The 19,678-nt window shown below is 63.4% G+C and carries 18 protein-coding genes and 1 pseudogene; 13 read left to right on the forward strand and 6 right to left on the reverse strand.

Annotation, left to right across the window (positions count from 1 at the left end; genetic code table 11):
• Positions 1 to 257: 257 nt before the first annotated feature.
• Entirely contained in the window at positions 258 to 1,520 is a 1,263-nt protein-coding gene (gene icd / locus R2R70_RS09035) for an NADP-dependent isocitrate dehydrogenase (protein WP_410977856.1), read from the reverse strand.
• A 100-nt stretch (positions 1,521 to 1,620) separates the two neighbouring features.
• On the opposite strand from icd, the pseudogene R2R70_RS09040 reads away from it, so the two are divergent.
• The 12 genes and pseudogenes from R2R70_RS09040 to R2R70_RS09095 form a co-directional block, all read left to right on the forward strand.
• Positions 1,621 to 2,238 (forward strand): annotated as a pseudogene (locus R2R70_RS09040) (pseudouridine synthase); the annotation flags it as partial.
• Positions 2,239 to 2,411: 173 nt separating this feature from the next.
• Complete coding sequence (locus tag R2R70_RS09045) at positions 2,412 to 2,861, forward strand: NUDIX domain-containing protein (protein WP_043333853.1); 450 nt, start codon at positions 2,412 to 2,414, stop codon at positions 2,859 to 2,861.
• Positions 2,862 to 3,062: 201 nt separating this feature from the next.
• Entirely contained in the window at positions 3,063 to 4,244 is a 1,182-nt protein-coding gene (gene mnmA / locus R2R70_RS09050) for a tRNA 2-thiouridine(34) synthase MnmA (RefSeq protein WP_054555617.1), read from the forward strand.
• Positions 4,241 to 4,876 (forward strand): high frequency lysogenization protein HflD, encoded by a 636-nt coding sequence (gene hflD / locus R2R70_RS09055; protein WP_043333854.1) that lies wholly within the window; start codon positions 4,241 to 4,243, stop codon positions 4,874 to 4,876. The genes mnmA and hflD overlap by 4 nt, the downstream gene beginning before the upstream one ends.
• A 149-nt stretch (positions 4,877 to 5,025) precedes the next feature.
• Positions 5,026 to 6,393, forward strand: coding sequence for an adenylosuccinate lyase (purB, locus tag R2R70_RS09060; protein WP_410977857.1), 1,368 nt, complete (start codon positions 5,026 to 5,028; stop codon positions 6,391 to 6,393).
• A gap of 270 nt (positions 6,394 to 6,663) precedes the next feature.
• A complete protein-coding gene (locus tag R2R70_RS09065; RefSeq protein WP_410977858.1) occupies positions 6,664 to 7,908 on the forward strand; it encodes a JmjC domain-containing protein in 1,245 nt (414 codons plus the stop codon).
• Complete coding sequence (locus R2R70_RS09070) at positions 7,905 to 8,336, forward strand: GNAT family N-acetyltransferase (protein WP_279832157.1); 432 nt, start codon at positions 7,905 to 7,907, stop codon at positions 8,334 to 8,336. Before R2R70_RS09065 ends, R2R70_RS09070 begins: the two co-directional genes overlap by 4 nt.
• A 338-nt stretch (positions 8,337 to 8,674) precedes the next feature.
• Positions 8,675 to 9,445: a hypothetical protein gene (locus R2R70_RS09075; protein ID WP_410977859.1), complete on the forward strand. Its 771-nt coding sequence runs from the start codon at positions 8,675 to 8,677 to the stop codon at positions 9,443 to 9,445.
• 197 nt (positions 9,446 to 9,642) lie between these two features.
• Complete coding sequence (gene aceA, locus R2R70_RS09080; RefSeq protein WP_043333858.1) at positions 9,643 to 10,953, forward strand: isocitrate lyase; 1,311 nt, start codon at positions 9,643 to 9,645, stop codon at positions 10,951 to 10,953.
• 345 nt (positions 10,954 to 11,298) lie between these two features.
• Complete coding sequence (locus R2R70_RS09085) at positions 11,299 to 11,472, forward strand: hypothetical protein (RefSeq protein WP_153636430.1); 174 nt, start codon at positions 11,299 to 11,301, stop codon at positions 11,470 to 11,472.
• Positions 11,469 to 11,972: a glycine zipper 2TM domain-containing protein gene (locus R2R70_RS09090; RefSeq protein WP_052384587.1), complete on the forward strand. Its 504-nt coding sequence runs from the start codon at positions 11,469 to 11,471 to the stop codon at positions 11,970 to 11,972. The genes R2R70_RS09085 and R2R70_RS09090 overlap by 4 nt, the downstream gene beginning before the upstream one ends.
• A 388-nt stretch (positions 11,973 to 12,360) precedes the next feature.
• A complete protein-coding gene (locus R2R70_RS09095) occupies positions 12,361 to 13,524 on the forward strand; it encodes a lipid A deacylase LpxR family protein (protein ID WP_410977860.1) in 1,164 nt (387 codons plus the stop codon).
• A gap of 130 nt (positions 13,525 to 13,654) precedes the next feature.
• Here the strand turns inward: R2R70_RS09095 and R2R70_RS09100 are convergent, their stop codons facing one another.
• Positions 13,655 to 13,939, reverse strand: a complete 285-nt coding sequence (locus R2R70_RS09100; RefSeq protein WP_043333859.1) for a hypothetical protein — start codon at positions 13,937 to 13,939, stop codon at positions 13,655 to 13,657.
• A gap of 493 nt (positions 13,940 to 14,432) precedes the next feature.
• On the opposite strand from R2R70_RS09100, the gene R2R70_RS09105 reads away from it, so the two are divergent.
• Positions 14,433 to 14,915 carry a peptidylprolyl isomerase gene (locus R2R70_RS09105; RefSeq protein ID WP_043333860.1) on the forward strand — a complete coding sequence of 161 codons (483 nt, stop codon included), beginning with the start codon at positions 14,433 to 14,435 and terminating at the stop codon, positions 14,913 to 14,915.
• A 202-nt stretch (positions 14,916 to 15,117) separates the two neighbouring features.
• Here the strand turns inward: R2R70_RS09105 and R2R70_RS09110 are convergent, their stop codons facing one another.
• From R2R70_RS09110 to R2R70_RS09125, 4 genes are all read right to left on the reverse strand, one after another.
• The gene (locus R2R70_RS09110) at positions 15,118 to 15,816 is read right to left on the reverse strand and encodes a DUF3047 domain-containing protein (RefSeq protein WP_131432625.1); all 699 of its coding nucleotides are present in this window, start codon (positions 15,814 to 15,816) and stop codon (positions 15,118 to 15,120) included.
• Between the two features lie 95 nt (positions 15,817 to 15,911).
• Positions 15,912 to 16,553 carry a CDP-alcohol phosphatidyltransferase family protein gene (locus tag R2R70_RS09115; protein ID WP_410977861.1) on the reverse strand — a complete coding sequence of 214 codons (642 nt, stop codon included), beginning with the start codon at positions 16,551 to 16,553 and terminating at the stop codon, positions 15,912 to 15,914.
• A gap of 59 nt (positions 16,554 to 16,612) precedes the next feature.
• The gene (locus R2R70_RS09120; RefSeq protein WP_410977862.1) at positions 16,613 to 18,376 is read right to left on the reverse strand and encodes an ABC transporter permease; all 1,764 of its coding nucleotides are present in this window, start codon (positions 18,374 to 18,376) and stop codon (positions 16,613 to 16,615) included.
• The gene (locus tag R2R70_RS09125) at positions 18,352 to 19,635 is read right to left on the reverse strand and encodes an ABC transporter substrate-binding protein (protein WP_159055839.1); all 1,284 of its coding nucleotides are present in this window, start codon (positions 19,633 to 19,635) and stop codon (positions 18,352 to 18,354) included. Before R2R70_RS09125 ends, R2R70_RS09120 begins: the two co-directional genes overlap by 25 nt.
• Positions 19,636 to 19,678: the final 43 nt, after the last annotated feature.

The raw sequence follows: 19,678 nt of genomic DNA on the forward strand, positions 1-19,678 counted from the left end.
CCTCTCGACAGGCGTCGCCAACCGGCGACCCATTCAAGCGTCTCGCCGCTCAATGAAATCCGGAATGCTATCGCACAGCCCCCCGCGCAGAACGCTCCACGCAGAACGCACAGGAGTGGCAATCGTTGGCAGCAGACTGAGCGCGCAACCGAGAAGCTTCCATCTCAAACGCAAGAAGGCCCCCGGACATGTCCGGGGGCCTTCTGCTGAAACCTGTCACGCAACCTGATGCCTGGGCATCAGATCAACGCAGGGTCTCAGGCATCCATGTTGTCAGCAACAGCCTGACCGAACTCGGAGCACTTCAGCAGCTTGGCATCGTCCATCAGGCGATGGAAGTCATAGGTGACTTCGCCCTTGGCGATGGCCTTCTCGACGCCTTTCAGCACGAGATCAGCCGCTTCGACCCAACCCATGTGACGCAGCATCATCTCGGCAGAGAGGATGACGGAGCCCGGGTTGACCTTGTCCTGGCCAGCGTACTTCGGTGCAGTACCGTGAGTCGCTTCGAACATGGCGACGGTGTCGGACAGGTTGGCACCCGGCGCGATACCGATACCACCCACTTCCGCCGCCAGAGCGTCGGACAGGTAGTCACCGTTCAGGTTCAGGGTGGCGATGACGTCATATTCCGCCGGACGCAGCAGGATCTGCTGGAGCATGGCGTCAGCGATGACGTCCTTGACCACGATGTCCTTGCCGTTGTTCGGGTTCTTGAAGGTCATCCACGGGCCACCATCCAGCAGCTCGCCGTCGAACTCGTCCTTGACGATTTCGTAGCCCCAGTCCTTGAAGGCACCTTCGGTGAACTTCATGATGTTGCCCTTGTGCACCAGGGTCAGCGACTCACGGTCGTTGTCGATGGTGTACTGGACAGCCTGACGGACCAGACGCTTGGTACCTTCTTCGGAGACCGGCTTGACGCCGATACCGCAGTTCTCCGGGAAGCGGATGTTGGTGACACCCATCTCTTCACGCAGGAACTTGATGACCTTGTCGGCTTCCGGCGTTCCCGCTTTCCATTCGACACCGGCATAGATGTCTTCGGAGTTTTCGCGGAAGATGACCATGTCGACGTCAGCCGGCTTCTTGACCGGGCTCGGCACACCAGTGAACCAGCGCACCGGGCGCAGGCAGGTGTACAGATCCAGCTTCTGACGCAGAGCGACGTTCAGGGAGCGAATACCACCGCCCACCGGAGTGGTCAGCGGACCCTTGATGGAAACGATGTAATCCTTGACAGCCTCGAGAGTCTCTTCCGGCAGCCAGGTGTCAGCATCATAAACGTGAGTGGCTTTTTCACCGGCGTAGACTTCCATCCAGTGAATCTTGCGCTCGCCGCCATAGGCCTTGTCGACAGCAGCGTCGATGGCAATCTTCATGGCCGGAGTCACGTCCACACCGATACCATCGCCTTCGATGAACGGGATGATCGGATTATTCGGAACGTTGAGGGTATTGTCGGAATTTGCGGTGATCTTGGCACCGCCTTCCGGGACGACAATCTTCTGGAACCCCATTGATAACTCCCCTGTCATGGATTCAGTGGAGGCGCGAGTATAGCACCCGTGCCGCTTCTCACAGTAGGCTTATACGGCAGCCGCGACAAAAGTCTAAATCATGTCTCTCATATATCTGCTTCACAAGCCTTACCGCGTCCTGACCCAGTTTACCGACCGCGATCAGGGCCGCCAGACACTCGCTGACTTCATTGACGTGCCGGATGTCTATGCCGCCGGGCGCCTCGACTATGACTCCGAGGGACTGCTGCTGCTCACCAGTGATGGCGCGCTCTCCCACCAGATCGCGCACCCGAAGAAGAAACAGCCCAAGACCTACTGGGTGCAGGTGGAAGGTGCCCCTGACGAGCAGGCCATCGCCGCGCTGCGTGCCGGCGTCGAGCTCAAGGATGGCATGACGCGCCCAGCCAAAGTGCGGCGCATCGAGCCCCCCGAGTTGCCAGACAGGCAACCCCCTGTGCGCTTCCGTGCGAGCATTCCGACCCACTGGCTGGAGATCATCATCAGCGAAGGTCGCAATCGCCAGGTGCGCCGCATGACCGCCCATGTCGGCCTGCCGACCCTGCGTTTGATCCGCGCGGCCATCGGGCCATGGAAGCTCGACGGCCTTGCCCCCGGTGAATGGCGCAGCGAGGAAGTCGAGATGCCAGCAGTACCTCGTCGCGAGTCCCGCTCGCCACGCCACAAGGGCGCGACTGGCAAGCCGGGCGAGCGCCGCACCGGCAACGCTGACCCCCGAGGCAGTGGCAATAAATGCAACAGCGGCAAGGGTTCAGGTCGGGGTTCCAGTCGGAGTTCTGGCCAGACTGAAGGCAAGGGTTCAGGCAAGACCCCCGGCGCCCGCGCCCCCTCTCGTCGTCCCTCACCCCCCAAGGAAGGAAGGAAATCCTGATGGCTGCTCGCTGGACCCCGAATGTCACCGTCGCCTGTGTCGTCGAACGCGCCGGGCGCTACCTGATCGTCGAGGAAGACAAGGGCGGGCCCTGCACGGTGTTCAACCAGCCGGCCGGCCATCTCGAACCCCATGAGCGCATCATCGACGGCGTACAACGCGAAGTCCGCGAGGAAACCGCCTGGCGCATCCTGCTGACCGGCTATCTCGGCCTCTATGTGCACGTGGCCGAGGACGGCACCCACTTCCACTCCCACAGTTTCGAGGCCGCCGCCCTTGAGCACCTGTGCACGCCGCTGGACCCTGACATCGTCAGAACGCACTGGCTGTCGCTTGAGGAGATCGAGCAGCTCGAGGACATGGGCCGCCTGCGCAGCCCGCTGGTGACCCGGCGTATTCGCGACAGCCAGCGTGGCAAGCGTTTCCCGCTGGATGTGCTGCACGATTGAGCGATTGCCCGCGCCGGAAGTCCGCCGCCGGGCGTGCTGTCGAGCGGCGCTTGCGGCCCAGTGCGGCAGACGGCGCAGGCGGGGTGAATCCCACCCCCGCATTCAGGTATAATCCCGCCCATTCAAGCGGCGCCAGAATGACGGGTCTGCCGCCTCCCCTGTTTGTGACAACCCGCGGCCATGCGGGTGACGAGAGAACTGATGACCGCTGAAACCGGTACCGGAACCAAGGTCATCGTCGGCATGTCCGGCGGTGTCGACTCCTCCGTCTCTGCCCTGTTGTTGATGGAGCAGGGCTACCACGTCGAAGGCCTGTTCATGAAGAACTGGGACGAAGACGACGGTAGCGAATACTGCACCGCCCTCGAAGACCTGGCCGATGCCCAGGCCGTGTGCGACAAGCTCGGCATCAAGCTGCACACCGCCAACTTCGCCGCGGAGTATTGGGACAACGTCTTCGAGCACTTCCTGGCCGAGTACAAGGCCGGTCGCACGCCGAATCCCGACATCCTGTGCAACCGCGAGATCAAGTTCAAGGTCTTCCTCGAGTATGCCGAGATGCTGGGCGCCGAGCTGATCGCCACCGGTCACTACGTGCGTGGCGGCGTGCGTGATGGTCTCCCGCGCCTGCTCAAGGGCCTGGACACCAACAAGGACCAGAGCTACTTCCTGCATGCCGTGCCGCAGGCGGCCATCGCGCGCACCCTGTTCCCGGTCGGCGAGCTCGAGAAGCACGAAGTGCGTGCCATCGCCGAGAAGCATGAGCTGATCACCGCGCGCAAGAAGGATTCCACCGGTATCTGCTTCATCGGCGAGCGGCGTTTCGCCGACTTCCTCAAGCAGTACCTGCCCGCTCAGCCCGGCAAGATCGAGACCCCCGATGGCGATGTCATCGGCGAGCACATGGGCCTGATGTACTACACTCTCGGCCAGCGCCAGGGGCTGGGAATCGGTGGCCTCAAGCGCTATCCGGACGCGCCCTGGTTCGTGTGTGCCAAGGACCTGGAGCGCAACGTGCTGATCGCCGTGCAGGGCAAGCACCACGACCTGCTCTACACTCAGGCGTTGAGCACCGAATCCGTCGACTGGGTCGCGGGTGAGCCGCCGCAGACCGATGCCAATGGCGAGCTGCGCATTCGCTGCAAGAACCGCTATCGCCAGGAAGATCAGGCCGCGACCTTGATCGTCAATGACGGCCAGCGTGTCGAGGTGCGTTTCGATGAACCGCAACGCGCCGTCACGCCCGGCCAGTCTGCCGTCTTCTATCTCGGCGACATCTGTCTGGGCGGCGGCGTGATCGATGCCGCCTGGAAACTTCCGGCGGCGGACGCCAGCGCTTCCACCGCCCCGCTCTCTGGCCCCGAGGAGTCCGCCGCGCAATGACCAGCGTGCCGATCCGTCCCGTCACTGATACCACTACCCGCCAGGCACTTTCGCTGGCGGGCGTCTTCCAGGCAGCCGCGCTGGTCGATGAGCTGGCCCGCCACGGCCAGTGCGATGAGCGCGCCTGGGAAACCCTGGTCAATGCCACGCTGGATACCAATCCGGAAAGCTTCGAAGCCATCTACGGCGGGCACCATAACCGCCTGCGGCTCGGCATCGACACCGTCAGTGCGGTGATGGAACGTCGCCAGGTCTCGCCCGTGGTGATGCGTTACGGCTTCTCGCTGGTGATGCTGATGAGCAAGCTCAAGAAGGACCCGGACATGCTGGACAAGCTGGGCGCGGGTCTGACCCGCATCCAGGGCCAGGCCGAGCACTTCGGGCCGACCCACGAGAACGTGATCGCAAGCCTGGGCGAGCTTTACCAGCAGACTCTCTCCACCTTCCGCTACCGGATCGTGGTGCAGGGCGACCCCGGCCTGCTGCAGCAGCGCATGATGCCGGAACGCATCCGCTGCGCCCTGCTGGCAGGCGTGCGCTTCGCCCTGCTGTGGGACCAGCAGGGTGGCCGTCGCTGGAAGCTGGTCTTCCAGCGCAGCGCGCTCAAGAAGTCATTGCAGCAGCTGGGCTGAGCCCGCCTCCGCGCTCGCGCCAGCGCGTCACCTGACGCACCAGATTCACACCCGAATTCGCTTCAACAACGCTGGAGCCCATCAACCGGGCTCCGAGACACTTGAACCGGCAGCGCGATATGTCCTGCCTCCATCGGAAGATTCTCATCATGCAGCTGTCCGCCCTCACCGCCCTGTCTCCCGTCGATGGCCGCTATGGCGCCAAGACCGAGGCCCTGCGCGAGCACTTCAGTGAATTCGGCCTGATCCGTGCCCGCGTCATCGTCGAGGTGCGCTGGTTGCAACGCCTGGCCGCCCACGCCGAGATCGCTGAAGTGCCGGCCTTCTCCGCGGATGCCAACTCCGTGCTGGATAGCATCGTCAGTGAGTTCAGTGTCGAGGATGCCCAGCGCATCAAGGACATCGAACGCACCACCAACCACGACGTGAAGGCGGTCGAGTACTTCCTGAAGGAAAAGGTCGAGAGCAACGCCGAACTCAACGCCGTCACCGAGTTCATCCACTTCGCCTGCACCAGTGAAGACATCAACAACCTGTCTCACGCCCTGATGCTGCGTGGCGGCCTGGACAACGTGCTGCTGCCGCAGATGCGTGAAGTGACCGAAGCGATCGTCGCGCTGGCCCACCAGCACGCCGAACAGCCGATGCTGTCACGCACCCACGGCCAGACTGCCAGCCCGACCACCCTCGGCAAGGAAATGGCCAACGTTGCCGCGCGTCTGCGTCGTCAGCTGGCGCAGATCGAACGCATCGAGATGCTCGGCAAGATCAACGGTGCCGTGGGCAACTACAACGCCCACCTGACCACCTATCCGGCCATCGACTGGGCGGCCAACGCCGAAACCTTCGTCGAGAGCCTCGGGCTGACCTTCAACCCGTACACCACCCAGATCGAGCCGCACGACTACATCGCCGAGCTGTTCGATGCCATCTGCCGCTTCAACACCATCCTGATCGACTTCGATCGTGACGTCTGGGGCTACATCTCGCTGGGCTACTTCAAGCAGCGTACCGTGGCCGGCGAGATCGGCTCTTCCACCATGCCGCACAAGGTCAACCCGATCGACTTCGAGAACTCCGAAGGCAATCTGGGCATCGCCAACGCCGTGCTGGGCCATCTGGCACAGAAGCTGCCGATCTCCCGCTGGCAGCGTGACCTGACCGACTCCACCGTGCTGCGCAACCTGGGCACCGGCTTGGCGCAGGGTCTGATCGCCTATCAGGCGACTCTGAAAGGCATCAGCAAGCTGGAAGCCAACCCGGAGCGCCTGAACGCCGATCTGGACAACAGCTGGGAAGTGCTGGCCGAGCCGATCCAGACCGTCATGCGTCGTTACGGCATCGAGAAGCCCTACGAGAAACTCAAGGAGCTGACCCGTGGCAAGCGTATCGACCAGGCCGGTTTCGCCGCCTTCATCGAGACGCTGGAACTGCCGGAAGGCGTCAAGACCGAGCTGAAGGCACTGAGCCCGGCCAGCTACATCGGCAACGCCATTGCACAGGCCAAGGCGCTCTAAGCGGCGCAGGTCACTGCAAGTCTCAAGACGCCGGGGCCTCTGCTCCGGCGTCATGCATTGCGTATTAGACAGCATGCAGCACGCTGCACATTGAACGACACACTGGATTCACGACCACTGACGCTCTCCGTCAGTGGGCACGACATGCCACGCTCTCAAGGCTCGGCATGGAACGCATCGCCGTCTGCCATCCGGCAAAACGGCTTCAACGACGTCATCGCGAGACCGCCGCCCCCTGACAGGCTGCCGTTCGCGTTCGAGAGGTTCTGCATGAGCACTTCCCCCGCCCCCCGCGACACCGACATGCCACTGGCACTGTTGGGCGGCCTGAGCATCCGTGAATTCCTGCGCGATTACTGGCAGCAGAAGCCGCTGCTGATCCGCGGGGCCTTCGCAGACTTCGAGACGCCGCTGGAAGCCGATGAACTGGCCGGTCTGGCCTGTGAAGATGGCATCGAAGCCCGTCTGGTCGAGGAAAACGGCCCGGACAAGGCCTGGCAGGTCAGCCACGGCCCCTTCGATGAAGCGACCTTCGCGCGTCTCGACGCCAAGGACGACAGCCAGTGGAGCCTGCTGGTACAGGCGGTGGACCATTACGTCCCCGACGTCGCCGCGCTGTTCGAGCCCTTCACCTTCCTGCCGCGCTGGCGCCTCGATGACATCATGATCAGCTACGCGCCGACCGGCGGCAGCGTCGGCCCACACCTGGACAACTACGATGTCTTCCTGCTGCAGGCCCAGGGCCAGCGTCATTGGCAGCTGGGCGGCATGCACGGTGACGACGCCGAGATCATCGATGGCATCGACCTGCGCATCCTCAAGCACTTCGAGGTCACTCCGGGCGAGGACTGGGTGCTGGAACCCGGCGACATGCTCTACGTGCCGCCGCGCCTGGCGCACCACGGTGTCAGCCAGTCCGATGACTGCATGACCATCTCCGTCGGCTTCCGTGCGCCTTCCGCCGATGAAGTCGTCACCTCCTACGCCGACTATCTGGGTGCCAGCCTGCCGGAATCGCTGCGCTACCGTGACCAGGGCATGGCACCGGTCGCCAATGCCGGTGAGCTGGACGACGCCTCGCTCGAGCGCGTGCGTGAATTGCTGCTCAGCACGCTGGACAACCCGACCCAGCTGGCGCAGTGGTTCGGGCGCTACATGACCCAGCCCAAGTATCTGGAGCAGCTCGCCGCCCGCGAACCGGCCCTCAAGACCCATGAGCTTGTCGAGTATCTGGAAGATGAAGGCGTACTGGTGCGCTCCCTGGGCTCACGCTTCGCCTTCCGTCACGGCGAGAATGGCACCAGCACGCTGTTCGTCGATGGCGATGGCATCCTGGCCCCTCAGCCGCTGGCGGAAGCGCTGGCCTCCGATCAGCGCCTTACCGCGGTGTTGCTTGACTACACCACAGCAGACCTTGATCGCAGTGCCGTGGTCAGCCTGCTGACGGCGCTGATCAACCGCGGCAGCCTGATACTGGAATGTGACCTTCAGGACGAAGAGGACGATGAAGAATGAGTGACGCCATGATCAGCCTGGAACGGGGCGACTGGCAGACGTTGGGCAACGAGGCCAGCGAGATCCGCCGCGTCGTGTTCATCGAGGAACAGCAGGTGCCGCAGGATGAGGAGTGGGACGGGCGCGACGACGCCTGCGAACACTTCCTCGTGCATCTGGATGGCCGCACCGTCGGCACGGCCCGTCTGTTGCCGGACGGCCATGTCGGACGCGTCGCCATCCTCTCCGAAGCACGCGGACTGGGGCTTGGCCAACGCCTGATGGAAGCGGTCATCCATGCTGCGCGCCAGGCTGGTCATGCTGAAGTGCTACTGGATGCTCAGACCCATGCGCTGGAATTCTATCAACGCCTCGGCTTCACGGCTTACGGCGACGAGTTTCTCGATGCCGGCATACCGCACCGCAGCATGCGCTTGATTCTGAACTGAATTTTAGCGTCTGCCTTACAAAAACCGGCCCCATTTGGGGCCGGTTTTTTTGTGCCTTGAAGTTTCTTGTAGTCTGGCTACAACCCGCTCCTTGACCAAGTCATCATTCCCCAAGGCCCATGGATACTGACATCATGACGTCATTGAGAAATATTAAAACGACTGTTTGCCAGCAAGAATTCCACAACGTTGAAACTGATGTAAAACGATCGTTTTAATGCGACCAAGGAATGAAAGACAGCACTCAATTTCGGAGCGATGCTAGAGATCAGGTCATTTACGCTGCACTGCGACATGACACGCTGCCCGATCCGGCACCGCCTTCAGGAGATTCGCCCATGCTCACCTCAGACTCACGAACGCAGACCACCCTGATGGGCGGTAGAGGTGACCAGGTACTCGGGCAGCCTGAGGATGCCGCTCTGGCCGAGCAATGGCACAACGCCGAGATCCGCACGCGGATTCTCAAGCTGGCACGTCCCCTCAAGGACCTACTGCCACCGCAGACAGCGGAGTCGGTGGCGGCACAGGCGCAGACGATCTGCCATCTGAGTCGCGACCAGCGCTGGCAACTTCCTGGCGAGCAGTGGCAACTGCGCTCACAGGCCAGTGGCTGGCAGCTGAAGTGCAATGGGCAGCTGAAGTGCAGTGTGCAGCCGGCAACCGCTGGCGAGACGCAGGATGCACCTGACCAGCTGGCGCTTGCCGGCCTCACCGATGACGTGACGGGGATGCAGCTGGGCAACCGCCCGCTCCCCCGGGCCCTCTGGACCCTGGCCGCCGCGCGGCATCGCGGCGAACGTCATTCGGTGCTGGCCATTGCCCAGATCAGCAGCGTGCGCGAAGCGCTGTGCTGGGGAGAGCTGATCTCACGGCTGCGTGCGCCGGACGGCAGGCCGCCACGCATCGCCCTCACCCTCAGCCACTGCACGTTACCCACGCTGGAAGCCAGCCTGTACTTCCTGATGCCCTGGTTGGACAGCATCACGCTGACAGCGGCCCCCGGCCTGGAAACTGCCTGCCTTGGCGTGATCAAGGCTCGCTTCAGACTTGCTGAGCCAGCGGAGCTCGACAACGCCACCGACGACGCCTTCTGTCGCACGGCGTGACTCCACTGGTAACGCCTGAAAGATCAATAACAACAACAAACTGTCATGCAGCAACTCAAGACGCAGAGCACCGACACTCCCATTTCACGCGTCGCTCTCGCGTCGAACGCCAGACGAAAGACAAGCGAACAGACACAAGACACAGACAACACGCCAGGGGCTGAGCCCCGACGACGAAGCCATCAGGAGATGCCACCATGAGTCACACACGTGCCGATCAGATTGCCGCGCTCGAAAAGGACTGGGCCGAGAATCCGCGCTGGAAAGGGGTCACTCGCCCCTATTCCGCCGAGGATGTGGTGCGCCTGCGCGGTTCCGTTCCGGAAGCCAATACCCTGGCGACCCGCGGTGCCGAGAAGCTCTGGAAGCTGGTCAATGGTGATGCCAAGAAGGGCTACGTCAACTGTCTGGGCGCCCTGACCGGTGGCCAGGCCATGCAACAGGTGAAGGCCGGTATCGAGGCCATCTACCTGTCCGGCTGGCAGGTCGCCGCCGACAACAACACCAGTGAAGCCATGTACCCGGATCAGTCGCTCTATCCGGTGGATTCCGTGCCGACCGTGGTCAAGCGCATCAACAACACCTTCCGCCGCGCCGACCAGATCCAGTGGCAGAAAGGGGCCAATCCGGGCGATGCCGGCTTCGTCGATTACTTCGCGCCTATCGTGGCGGATGCCGAGGCCGGTTTCGGTGGCGTGCTCAACGGCTACGAGCTGATGACCGCCATGATCCGTGCGGGTGCCTCCGGCGTGCACTTCGAGGACCAGCTGGCCTCGGTCAAGAAATGTGGCCACATGGGCGGCAAGGTACTGGTGCCGACCCAGGAAGCGGTGCAGAAGCTGGTGGCCGCTCGCCTGGCCGCTGACGTGGCGGGTGTCCCGACCCTGGTCATCGCGCGTACCGATGCCAATGCCGCCGACCTGATCACCTCCGATGTCGACGACTACGACAAGCCATTCCTGACCGGTGAGCGCTCCGACGAAGGCTTCTATCGCGTCAATGCAGGCCTGGATCAAGCCATTGCCCGCGGCCTGGCCTACGCACCCTACTCCGACCTGATCTGGTGTGAAACCGCCAAGCCGGACCTCGAGGAGGCGCGCCGCTTCGCCGAAGCGATCAAGAAGGAATACCCGGACCAGCTGCTGGCCTACAACTGCTCGCCTTCCTTCAACTGGAAGAAGAACCTCGACGACGCCACCATCGCCAAGTTCCAGCAGGAACTGTCGGACATGGGCTACAAGTACCAGTTCATCACCCTGGCCGGTATCCACAACATGTGGTTCAACATGTTCGATCTTGCCTACGACTATGCGCAGGGCGAAGGCATGAAGCACTACGTCGAGAAGGTGCAGGAAGCCGAATTCGCCGCAGCCGAGAAGGGCTACACCTTCGTGGCGCACCAGCAGGAAGTCGGCACCGGTTACTTCGATGACATGACCAACGTCATTCAGGGCGGCAACTCCTCCGTCACCGCACTGACGGGTTCCACGGAAGAAGACCAGTTCTAGACCGCTGACATCGCGGTATGGCACCTCGACATGACAGGATTGCGCGAGGTGCCACCCGCAGACTGACCGAAGCCCGCTCACGCGGGCTTTTTCGTGCTTTACGCCTTGAATGCCCGCCGTGGATGCCCGCCGTGGATGCCCGCCGCGAATGCCAACCAACGTCGACGGATGCCCTGCCACTGACATTCACGCGGCATGGCTCATGCAGAAGTGCTCACGCGGAAGTGCTTGCGTGGCAGCACTCATGCGCCGGTACTCACGTGGTCGGTACTCACGTGGTAGCACTCACGCGACAGGGAAGTGCAGAAGTTGCGTCACCTCAGCGTTTCAGGTCGGGAACCCGTCATGGTCGACGTGGTCTATAATGTTAAGAAACAGTGTTCTCGCACGCCCGTCGTGACAAGAACCTGCTGGCGGCCCAAGGAAGTGATCGCCTACCTGAGCCTTGCTCTCTCAGCACTCAGCATTCTCCATCACAACCTCAAGCTGCACCGCATCATGCGAGGAGACACACCATGACACTCTCACTGACTCACAAACGATCGACTGGCGCACGCCGCTGGCTGCCCGTGATCGCACTCGGCGTGCTGACGCTTGGCGGCTGCGCGAACAGCGACATCTATTCCGGCAACGTCTACACCGGCGATCAGGCCAAGCGCGCACAGTCCGTCAGCTACGGCACCATCACCTCGCTGCGCCCGGTGCAGATCCAGGCACAGGATGAAGGCAGCGGCGTGCTCGGTGGCCTGGGTGGCGCGGTCGTCGGCGGCCTGCTCGGCAGCCAGATCGGCGGCGGCTCCGGTCGTGCGATCGCCACCGCCGCGGGTGCCATCGGCGGCAGCGTGGCCGGCAAGTCGATCGCTGACAATGTCGACCAGATCGACGCCTATGAGATTGAAGTCCGCCGCGATGCCGGCGACAGCCTCATCGTCGTCCAGAAAGCCGACACCGCCTTCTCGGTTGGCCAACGTGTCCGCCTGGTCGGCTACGGCGCCAACCTGAGCGTCGCGCCTTACTGAGTCTCTCGACGGCTGGCGCTCCCTTGCCGGGGCGCCAGCCGCTTTGTTTCTGCGCCCTTCAGCGGCGCCTGTCGCAGCCCTGCGCGGGAAACGCCGTCACGCTCTCCCCCATCTCGCCTGGCTCAAGCATCCCCGCCTCTCTCGCCTCTCTCGCCTCTCTCGCCTCTCTCGCGTCTCTCGCACCTCTTGCGCTACTGCATCTCCCACACGGCCCACCCCCTCGCTTCGCATCCCCTCCTTCATTCTCACACAGGTACGGCTCGCCGCAGTGGGCGATATGCAGATTGCCTATTGATTAACAGGCTATGAAATCGGGATTTTTTGTGCAAAGTTATACGCCTGCAGCCTAACTTGACTCTGTACACAACTACCCGTCCCAGGAGTTGCGATGCGTCCCGTCACTGCCCGTCCGCCAGGTTCTCGCCCAGGCACCCGCAAGCTGTCTTGTGTCACGTCATCTTCAAGAAACGCTCCCCGCGCTTATCCCAGTCCAGTCAATGACAGTCCCGGCGGTACCGCCGCCTCAAGCCACGCCCCGCAGATGGCGCCGGCCTTCTCGACCCGGCGCCTGGGCATGGCATTGATCATGCTGGGCGCGGTGGCATTGGCCCCCATGGTGGAGGCCGCCGAGGACGAGGGTGGCGTGCTGTCATTGAAGGTCGAGAACGACATTCTCACCTCCGGCGATGATGGCCATTACACCAACGGCTTTGCGCTGAGCTACACCTTCAAGACACCAGAGCAGCACTGGTCACGCTCATTCGCGAACTGGGTGCCCGGCTTCAGCGCGGCGCGACTGGACGCCACGGCCTATCGCTTCGGACAGCAGATCTATACCCCCAATGACATCAAGCGGGAGCAACCGGATCAGGATGACCGCCCCTACGCGGGCTACCTGTTCGGTGGCGTCTCGCTGTTCGCCGGTGAAGAGGGAGATGACTGGCGACGGGTGGATACCTTCAATCTGGATCTCGGCATCGTCGGCCCGGCCTCGGGCGCCAAGGATGCTCAGAAGGCGGTACACAAGCTGACCGGCAGTGATGAGCCGGAGGGTTGGGATCACCAGCTGCACAACGAGCCGGTGATCAGCACCGGCTGGCAGACGCAGCTATGGCTGCCGGCCAGGGCCGCAGGACTGGAGGTGGAGTACGGCCCCTCGGCTTCCGTGGCGCTGGGCAATCTCTACACCTATGCGGGCGTCGGTGGCGGGGTACGCATCGGCCAGGGGCTGACTCGCAGCTACGGGATACCGACGGTGGCGCCGGCCCAGGGCGGCCGTCAGTACTTCCATCCCGACGGTGACTTCGCCTGGTACCTGTTCGCCAATATCGAGGGCCGCGCGATGGCCTACAACATGCTGCTGGATGGCAATGGCTTCGAGGACAGCGCCTCGGTGGACCGTCGCCCACTGGTCGGCGACCTGCAGCTGGGCTTCGCGCTCAGCTGGCAACGCTGGCAGCTGGCGTTCGTCAACGTGTGGCGCACCCACGAATTCGAGACGCAGCAGGAGAGCGATCAATTCGGCTCGCTGACGCTCTCGACCTGGCTATGACTCGGCACTGAGCTGCAGGCAGCACTGACAAGACGTGATGGATGAGCAGAAACAGAAAGGCCGGGCAGATAGCCCGGCCTTTCTGTCTGCGGGAAACGTCATGCTTCCCGGAAGGTTGCTGCTGGTTGAATCAGTGCATCTTGACCTTGCTCATGCCCCAGCAGATCAGCTTGCCGCCGATCAGAACGATCAGCGCCAGCACGATCAATGCCATCAGCATGGAGACGGGATTGACGATGAAGGTCGCACCCAGAATACCCAGGGCCACGCCCCAGACGTAGCGGTCACCGCTATCGATGCTCAGAGCCTCCGGCAGGACACGCTTGACGGTGGCACCCAGCGAGCCTTCCCAGCGGTTCAAGCACAGCATGAAGATCGCAGCGAAGCTCACCAGCCAGATCAATGTCACGGTCATCGAAATTCTCTCCTGAAAAATAGGGTCGCATGGCGCCTGAGTTGTCATTTCCCGTCAGGCGACGGGACAGAGTGTGCAGAGCGAGGCCACCTCGGGCCGCGCGTCAGAATCCGCAATATCCGAGTAGGCAGAGTAACCAGACCCTGTGGCCCTCGCAAGCCATCGCCCCAACCTTGTCTGGCCGCCAGCAGCAAGGCCGCTGTGCGCTGACAGGGCAACCCCGCCAGACACCTGATAATCCAACCGTTTTGCCCCTTTCTTCACCGATGGCGTCGGGGGTGAGAAAAAACCCTGCCTCAGGGTTGAAATGCACGCATGCGAGCGTCACCTATACTTTCAAGACAAGGTAACGTGCGCTGGATTGCCTCTCAGGCAATGTCATCAGCGGGCCAGGAGCCACGTGATACGCGGCTTTTTTCCAGTTTCCCCCCTGACAGTCACCTCAGGGGCACGTTACCATTGACGTTCATATACCTATCGAAAGGCTCTCATCATGCAAATCGCCCAGAATGCCGTCGTATCCTTCCACTACACCCTGACCAACAACGAAGGGGAAGTGCTGGATAGCTCCGAAGGTCGCGAGCCGCTGGCCTACATCCACGGCGCTGGCAACATCGTCCCGGGCCTCGAGAAGGAACTCGACGGCAAGACTTCCGGCGACGAGCTGAAAGTTGCCGTCTCTCCGGAAGAAGGTTACGGCGAAGTCCAGGAAGCCCTGGTCCAGGAAGTGCCGCGTGAAGCCTTCCAGGGTGTCGAAGACATCGAAGCTGGCATGCAGTTCCAGGCGCAGACCCAGGGCGGCCCGCTGATGGTCACCGTCACCAAGGTCGAAGGCGACACTGTCACTGTCGATGGCAACCACCCGCTGGCCGGCGAAACCCTGAACTTCGACGTGCAGATCACCAACGTGCGTGAAGCTTCTGCTGAAGAGCTGGAACACGGCCACGTTCACGGCGAAGGCGGCGTGGAGCACTAAGCTCCGCCTCTTCCCTCATCTGAGGCATCGCCCCGGATGAGCGCCTCCCACTCTGTGGGAGGCCGGAACCGAAAGCCCCGCGACTGAGTCATCAGTCGCGGGGCTTTTTCGTGTCTGGCTTCGTGTCGGCCTGGCTGGCTTGGCGCGCTTGTCAGACTGGCTCAGCCCTCTCTTCACAGCCCTGATCACTCATGATTCCGGATCAGGCACCGCAGCTGGGCGGCGTGGCATCGCTGGAAAGGCTCAGACCACGAAACAGCGCCGTGGCATCACCGCCGGCATTGTCACCGTCAGCCATCAGCGCCAGTCCGGCAATCTCGCTCGGCTTGCTGCCAAACAGTGACGCGTAATCAGCCCGCAGATCACGCACCTCCGCCACCCACTGCCCCACCTTCTCATCACCGGATTCAACGGCCAGCAGCACGGCACGATCCGTGAAGGCATTGTCCCAGTGGCTGCCTTTGGCTTCATTGCTGGACCAGACGTAATTGATGGCCTCGACCTGCCACGGCAGGATACCGGTCTTGTTGACCACGTAGAGACGCGCCGGATAGTCATCGCCGCCCTTGGTCTTCTCGTTCACGCTCGGGTAGATGCTGTCCACCTGCCAGCACCATTTCAGGTAGGGCGTCTCTTCCAGCGAGATATCTTCCTCGAGAAAACGCGCGGATGCCTGACCCTGGGCACGTGCTTCAAGCGCAGGTCTGCCATCGCGCTCCACCACGCGATAGGCCGTCTGGCCTTCGAAGGTCTTCTCGCCCCAGGCAAGGATCTGTGCAGGCGAGAAACTCCTGTCAGCCGCGTGGGTCACCGAGGGCAGTAGCGCCGCCAGCAGGCCGCTGGAGGCGACTGCCGCGAACAGGGGCAGGAATGATGGCAACTGACGGGAAGCAATCTTCATTGGCAGGACTCCGAGGCGCCCGAGCAAGGCAAGTGAGCAAGGCGAGTAAGAAAGGTAACGAGCCGTATCATCAGCAAGGCCAGGTTCGCAGCGCATCAACTCTGGTCGGCGCTGTGATGCTCATCCTGGGCTCGCAAGGTGACATACCCTCCCCATACGCGCGTCAGCGTGGTCAGGATGCATGCCGCGGCGAAGATCCACGCCAACCACGCGAAATGCTGTGGCATCAGGCAAGCCAGCACGAAGAAGGCGATGGTTTCGGTACCCTCGGTCAGGCCATCCAGATAATAGAAGGCCTTGCGCGTGAAATTGGGCCGCTCCAGCTGATGCTTGGCCGCCATGATGGCAAAGGCCAGAAAGCTCGAGCCCGTGCCGACGAAGGCGAACAGCAGTGCCACCGCCGCCATCGCATTGGCACCAGGATCTGCCAGGGCGAAGCCCACCACCACGGCAGCGTAGAACAGGAAATCGAGACAGATATCCAGAAAGCCACCGGCATCGGAGCTCAGGCCGGCGTGCCGCGCCAGCGCGCCATCCAGCCCGTCCACCACCCGATTGATCAGGATCGCGATCAGCGCGAGACCGAAATGCCCATAAGCCAGCAACGGCAACGCCAGCATGCCGATGGCGAAGCCCGCGAGGGTCAGCTGATCCGGATGCAGACCGCGCGCCGCCGCACTTTTCGCAAGACGTTTCAGAGGCGGCTGTACCCAGCGTGAGGTCCACTTGTCCAGCATGTTGCATCTACTCCCATGAAGTCGTTGAGGTCATCGTCATTCCAGCGCCTGACAGGCGATCAGCCGCGCGTCGGCGAGACCGAGCGCCCGGCAGGTACCGCACGCGCCAGCAGGTAGACCACCAGCGGCAGACAGGCCTGCAGGCAGGCAGCCACCGCGGTAAGGCGCGGGTCGGCTCCCGTCGCCAGCGCCAGGGTTTCGGTGGTCAGGGTCGGGACACGCCCGCCGCCCAGCACCACCGTCGGCACGTACTGCGCGATACTGACCGCGAAGGCCACTGCCCAGCTGATGGCCAGCGGCCTGAGCATCAGACGCAGGCGGATACCGATCAGCACCTCGAGCCGTGAACGCCCCAGCAGACGCGCCGCCTGCTCGAGTCGGGTATCGAAGCGCGCCCAGGGGCCGGCCAGCGTCAGCCAGGCGTAAGGCAAGGCGAACAGCAGATGGCCGATCACCACTCCCGCCCAACCGGGGCTGGCCCCCAGGCTCAACCAACCGACCTGAAAGCCGAACAGGAAGCTGGCCTGCGGCAGCAGCAATGGCAGATAGAGGCAGACCACGAAGCCGCGCAGGCGGCCACTTTCTCGCTCACGCTCGAACACCGCCACGCTGAGGATGACGGCCAGTGTCGCCACCAGCAGTGCCAGCCACAGGCTGTTGCTGAAGGCATCCCCCAGGCCAGCGAGGGCCTGTTGCCAACTCTCCCAGCCCCAGCGAGACGGCAACAGAGCAGGGAAGAACCAGCTTCTGGCCACCGATTGCACGCCGATCACCACGAAGGCGAGCAATGAGATCAGCGTGACCACGCCCAGCACTCCGCGCGCGACACGCCCGAACATGGCTTCACTCGCCAGCGCCAGGCGGCTTGCGCGCGCCGGGTGATGGCTCAGTACCCAGTCGCGATGCCAGGTCAGCAGAGCGCGTCCCAGCGCCGCGCCCAGCGCCATCATCCCGATCACCAGCAGGGCCAGCATCAGGGCGCCGACACTCGCCGGCAGGCGCACCGTCGGGTCACTGTCACGCCACAGCTCGATCAGGCGCACCGCCAGCGTCGGCGTACGCGTCGGCCCCAGCACCTGCGCCACATCCACCACCGCCAGCGAGTAGGCCAGCACCGCGCCGATGGGCAAGGCGATGGCGCGCATCACCTGTGGCATCAGAATGCGCCAGCGCAGCTGAGGGATGCTGTAGCCGAGCGCCTGCCCTGCCTGCAGCTGCGCCGTGACCGGCAGGCGTGACAGCGCCGTCTGCGCCATCAGCATCAAGAATGGCGCCTCCTTGAGCGCCAGACCGACCGCCAGCGAGATGCCGTGGGCATCCGGCAGCGGATACTGCGGCGGTACCAGCACCTCGAAGGGCGCCAGCAGCAGGCGCATCAGCACGCCACTCGGGGCGGCCAGCCACAGCAGTCCCAGTGCCAGCGCCAGATGCGGCATCGCCAGTATCGGGGCCAGCAGGCGCTCCATGCGCTCGCCGAAGCGAGTCCCGGCGGCCGCCGAGACCCACCCCATGGTCAGCAGCACCGCCAGCAGCGTACCGCCGAGGCCACTGACCAGCGTCAATCGAAAGCCCTCCGCCAGCCCGGGCAAGGCCCACCAGCGTTGCCAGGCGACCGCCGAGACCTCCTCGAAGCCCAGCGTCGGCCACAGCCCGAAGGCCGGCGCGACCAGACCGGCCAGCCCCAGCGCCGTCGGGCCGAGCAGCAACAGCAAGACGCCCCAGCGCAGCACGCGGGCGGTCGTCAGCGGCGCATGACCAGTGGCGGGGGCGACACGCCAGCGATCAGCGACCCATTGCGTCAGTTGCGATAGCGTCGCGCCCACTCGGCCTCCAACGCGTCGGTCCAGCTCGGGTGTGGCTCGCTGAGTGGTGTGCCCAAGGCCTCTGGCGACATGCTGCCGGGCAGCTGTGGCAAGGCCTCGAAGGCGGCGCGCTCTTGCGGCGGCAGGCGGGCGACATCCAGCACCGTGTCATCGCCCCAGCGTGAGGGATCGGCCTTGGCAGCCTGGGCCTCGGCGGACATCAACTGATTGATCCACACCAATGCTGCGGCCTTGTGCGGTGCACTGGCCGGAATCGCCAGATAGTGCACATTGCCGAGAGTGCCGCCGTCATGGATATACGGCTCGATGGTCGGTGGCAGCCGCCCTTCCTGACGGGCGTTGGCCACTTCCTGGGGCACGAAGGTCAGCGCGATCCACACGCTGCGCTGAGCGAGCAACTTCATCTGCTCTTCGGCACCGGCTGGCTGACGCTCGCCCTGCGCCCACATCAAAGGATGCAGCGCATCGAGATAGTCCCACAGCGGTGCGGTCACCTCAGCGAACTGAGCATCACTCGCCACGGGAGATGCCAGCACCTCGCGCTGCTCCACTGGCATCAATTCAATCAAGGCCTGCTTGAGGAAGGTGGTGCCGTGGAAGCTGGGCGGCTGTGGATAGGTCACGCGCCCGGGATGCTCTCTGGCCACCTCCAGCAACGCCTGCATGGAGCGCGGCGGCGATTCCAGCAGCGCGGTGTCGTACATGAAGATCAGCTGCGCACGCCCCCAAGGCGCCTCCAGACCATCGGTGGCGAGCCCGAAATCGCGCGCGCCGATCTCCTCGAGCAGATAGTCGCTGTTGGGCAGACGCTCGACGAAGGGCCCCCACACCAGCTCGGCCTGCTTGAGCGCACGGAAGTTCTCGCCGTTGATCCAGATCACATCGATGCTGCCGTCGCGGCGCCCGGCCGCCTTCTCGGCCAGCAGGGTCGAGACGCTCTCGGCGGTATCGGCGATCTTGACGTGACGCACCTCGATACCATGCCGCGCCGCCGCCGTCTCGGCCTGGGCGCGCAGATAGGCGTTGGTCGCCTCACTGCCGCCCCAGGCATGAAAGTCGATCCGTTGACCGCGTGCACGTTCGGCGATCACCTGCCACTCGAGCGAGGCGAGCTCAGGGGCCGGGCGCCCGGCCTGCGCGTCGGCGGCATACGCCAGAGAAGCGGCCCAGGGACTGGCAGTGACGCCGGCCAGCAAGACCAGCGAGCCACCCATCAGCGCCAGGGCACGACGGCGACCCGCCAGATGATTCGTCTTCATGAAGGGCTTCTCCTGATGGAAAAATGCCGCGACCCTGCACCTG

The organism is Cobetia sp. SIMBA_158 (assembly GCF_046566945.1).
Lineage (GTDB): Bacteria > Pseudomonadota > Gammaproteobacteria > Pseudomonadales > Halomonadaceae > Cobetia > Cobetia amphilecti.

Coding starts and splice junctions, on each gene's coding strand:
- icd (WP_410977856.1), bottom strand. CDS start 1,520: ATGGGGTTCCAGAAGATTGTCGTCCCGGAAGGCGGTGCCAAGATCACC.
- R2R70_RS09045 (WP_043333853.1), top strand. CDS start 2,412: ATGGCTGCTCGCTGGACCCCGAATGTCACCGTCGCCTGTGTCGTCGAA.
- mnmA (WP_054555617.1), top strand. CDS start 3,063: ATGACCGCTGAAACCGGTACCGGAACCAAGGTCATCGTCGGCATGTCC.
- hflD (WP_043333854.1), top strand. CDS start 4,241: ATGACCAGCGTGCCGATCCGTCCCGTCACTGATACCACTACCCGCCAG.
- purB (WP_410977857.1), top strand. CDS start 5,026: ATGCAGCTGTCCGCCCTCACCGCCCTGTCTCCCGTCGATGGCCGCTAT.
- R2R70_RS09065 (WP_410977858.1), top strand. CDS start 6,664: ATGAGCACTTCCCCCGCCCCCCGCGACACCGACATGCCACTGGCACTG.
- R2R70_RS09070 (WP_279832157.1), top strand. CDS start 7,905: ATGAGTGACGCCATGATCAGCCTGGAACGGGGCGACTGGCAGACGTTG.
- R2R70_RS09075 (WP_410977859.1), top strand. CDS start 8,675: ATGCTCACCTCAGACTCACGAACGCAGACCACCCTGATGGGCGGTAGA.
- aceA (WP_043333858.1), top strand. CDS start 9,643: ATGAGTCACACACGTGCCGATCAGATTGCCGCGCTCGAAAAGGACTGG.
- R2R70_RS09085 (WP_153636430.1), top strand. CDS start 11,299: ATGGTCGACGTGGTCTATAATGTTAAGAAACAGTGTTCTCGCACGCCC.
- R2R70_RS09090 (WP_052384587.1), top strand. CDS start 11,469: ATGACACTCTCACTGACTCACAAACGATCGACTGGCGCACGCCGCTGG.
- R2R70_RS09095 (WP_410977860.1), top strand. CDS start 12,361: ATGCGTCCCGTCACTGCCCGTCCGCCAGGTTCTCGCCCAGGCACCCGC.
- R2R70_RS09100 (WP_043333859.1), bottom strand. CDS start 13,939: ATGACCGTGACATTGATCTGGCTGGTGAGCTTCGCTGCGATCTTCATG.
- R2R70_RS09105 (WP_043333860.1), top strand. CDS start 14,433: ATGCAAATCGCCCAGAATGCCGTCGTATCCTTCCACTACACCCTGACC.
- R2R70_RS09110 (WP_131432625.1), bottom strand. CDS start 15,816: ATGAAGATTGCTTCCCGTCAGTTGCCATCATTCCTGCCCCTGTTCGCG.
- R2R70_RS09115 (WP_410977861.1), bottom strand. CDS start 16,553: ATGCTGGACAAGTGGACCTCACGCTGGGTACAGCCGCCTCTGAAACGT.
- R2R70_RS09125 (WP_159055839.1), bottom strand. CDS start 19,635: ATGAAGACGAATCATCTGGCGGGTCGCCGTCGTGCCCTGGCGCTGATG.